This window comes from Boseongicola sp. (genome assembly GCF_057460485.1).
In genome coordinates this window covers 1-1777 of sequence record NZ_JBVCWP010000441.1, presented here as the reverse complement: position 1 = coordinate 1777, position 1777 = coordinate 1, and the positions used below count along the sequence as shown (strand labels likewise).

Genomic DNA, 1777 nt, shown 5'->3' with positions numbered 1-1777 from the left:
CACTTGGCCAGACAGGCAGTCCGGTTACGCTTTAAGCAAGTCCTTTTGCAGATGCGGCTTCCCTAGTAAAATGATTATAGAGTTACTCATGAATGAGGGCTTAATATCAGCTGGCACGACATTAATATGTAAAAAGCCACAATGGAAGTGTACAGGCCCAAGACCGATGCAGTCTCTCGGGGCCCACTTCCTGACTGGACACAGGGCATTTTGAAACGCATGGACAACCAGCCTCAACCCTTCATGGAAATGACCCGAGCGGTGAAAATCCTCAGGAAGACCTTGAAGGACACATGCGACCAGGATCAGCGTTTGGTCGCTACAAGAGGATCAGCAACGATCCACTCACTACGCGACACCTATTCGACTCGGTTAGCCCAACGTGGCATGAGTCTCCAAAAGATCGCAAAGCTGCTGGGTCATACCTCTACCACCATGACGGAGATGTATGTTCAGTTCGAAACCGAAGAAGTGCTTGAAGAGGCTAGGAAAATCCTCAACGAATAAGTCTAGCACACTATTGGGTACAGTATGTAAAGTCCATATAAAGGGAGTGTATCAAATATCGTGTAAGTGACTGTTTTTGTAGAGATTTATGGCTCCGGCGGTAGGGATCGAACCTACGACCAATTGATTAACAGTCAACTGCTCTACCGCTGAGCTACGCCGGAATACCTGCAACAATCCTGCTGCGGCCCCGCATATAACAGTGCGGTTTTCTGCCGTCCATAGGCTTTTTAACACGCTGCGGGTTTTTCTGCCGATCTAACAGCTTGCGTCGCGCCGATCCGCGGCCTAACTCTTGTTCATCATGTGGACACGCTGGATCAAACCCCTACTTCCGCGCAGCCTGCTCTGGCGGGCCATCCTGATTCTGGTGATCCCGATAATCTTCGTCCAGGTCGTCGTCGTCTTCGTGTTTATCGAGCGCCTGTTCGGCGATGTCAGTCGCCAGCTGACATCGAATACCGCGATGGAACTCGACTATATTCTGAGCGCCGCGAACCGGAGCGCGGACGAGGACGCGGCGCGAGCCGAACTTGCGCAACGCACGGTGCCCTTTGGGGTCGATTTCGAATTCCTGCCAGAAGCGCAGGCGGCGCAAGAGCGGGACCGCAAGGATCTGTTCGATCTTTCGGGCAAGTATGTAACCGAGACGCTCTATGACCAGATCGAAGGACTGATTGCCGTGGACCTGAACACGCTGGACGGGCGCGTCCGGATTGTCGTCGAAACAGTGCCCGGCTATCTGGCCCTGTCATTTTCGCGGTATCAGGCCTCTGCCGGCAATCCGCATCAGGTGCTGGTGGCGATGGCGCTTGCCTCGATCCTGATGACGAGCATAGCCATCCTGTTTCTGAAGAATCAAGTGCGCCCCATCACGCGACTGGCCAAGGCGTCCGAGGCCTTCGGCAAGGGCCAGTCGATCGAATTCCACCCCCAGGGCGCCACCGAAGTCTGGAGCGCGGGCCGTGCTTTCCTGTCAATGCGGGCGCGGATCGAACGGCAGATAGAGCAGCGGACACTTATGCTGTCCGGTGTCAGCCACGACATGCGCACGCCGCTGACGCGGATGAAACTATCGCTTTCGTTGATGGACGGGACCCCCGAAACCAAAATGCTGCAACGCGACGTTGAAGACATGGAGTCGATGCTGCGCGAGTTCTTGGAATTCGCGAAAGGGGATAACGACGAAAAGATCACCGAGGTGTCGCTGCACGACTTGGTCGGGAAAATCCTCGAGAACAAACAGCGCGACGGTCTGGATATCGAGTTG

The 1777-nt window shown here is 54.6% G+C and carries 2 protein-coding genes and 1 tRNA gene; 2 read left to right on the top strand and 1 reads right to left on the bottom strand.

The features are described 5' to 3' along the window. The first annotated feature begins 219 nt into the window (after positions 1-219). Positions 220-507: a tyrosine-type recombinase/integrase gene (locus tag AC221Y_RS23330; protein ID WP_486708664.1), complete on the top strand. Its 288-nt coding sequence runs from the start codon at positions 220-222 to the stop codon at positions 505-507. 89 nt (positions 508-596) lie between these two features. Here the strand turns inward: AC221Y_RS23330 and AC221Y_RS23325 are convergent. Then, positions 597-671: transfer RNA gene (locus tag AC221Y_RS23325), tRNA-Asn, on the bottom strand. A gap of 140 nt (positions 672-811) precedes the next feature. Here AC221Y_RS23325 and AC221Y_RS23320 point away from each other — a divergent pair. Continuing rightward, positions 812-1777, top strand: a 966-nt coding sequence (locus AC221Y_RS23320) for a histidine kinase dimerization/phospho-acceptor domain-containing protein (RefSeq protein ID WP_486708663.1), incomplete at its 3' end; no start/stop codon positions are given.

Bases quoted from the DNA above. Each gene is read 5' to 3' on its own strand.
- AC221Y_RS23330 (WP_486708664.1), top strand. From the start codon at position 220: ATGGACAACCAGCCTCAACCCTTCATGGAAATGACCCGAGCGGTGAAA.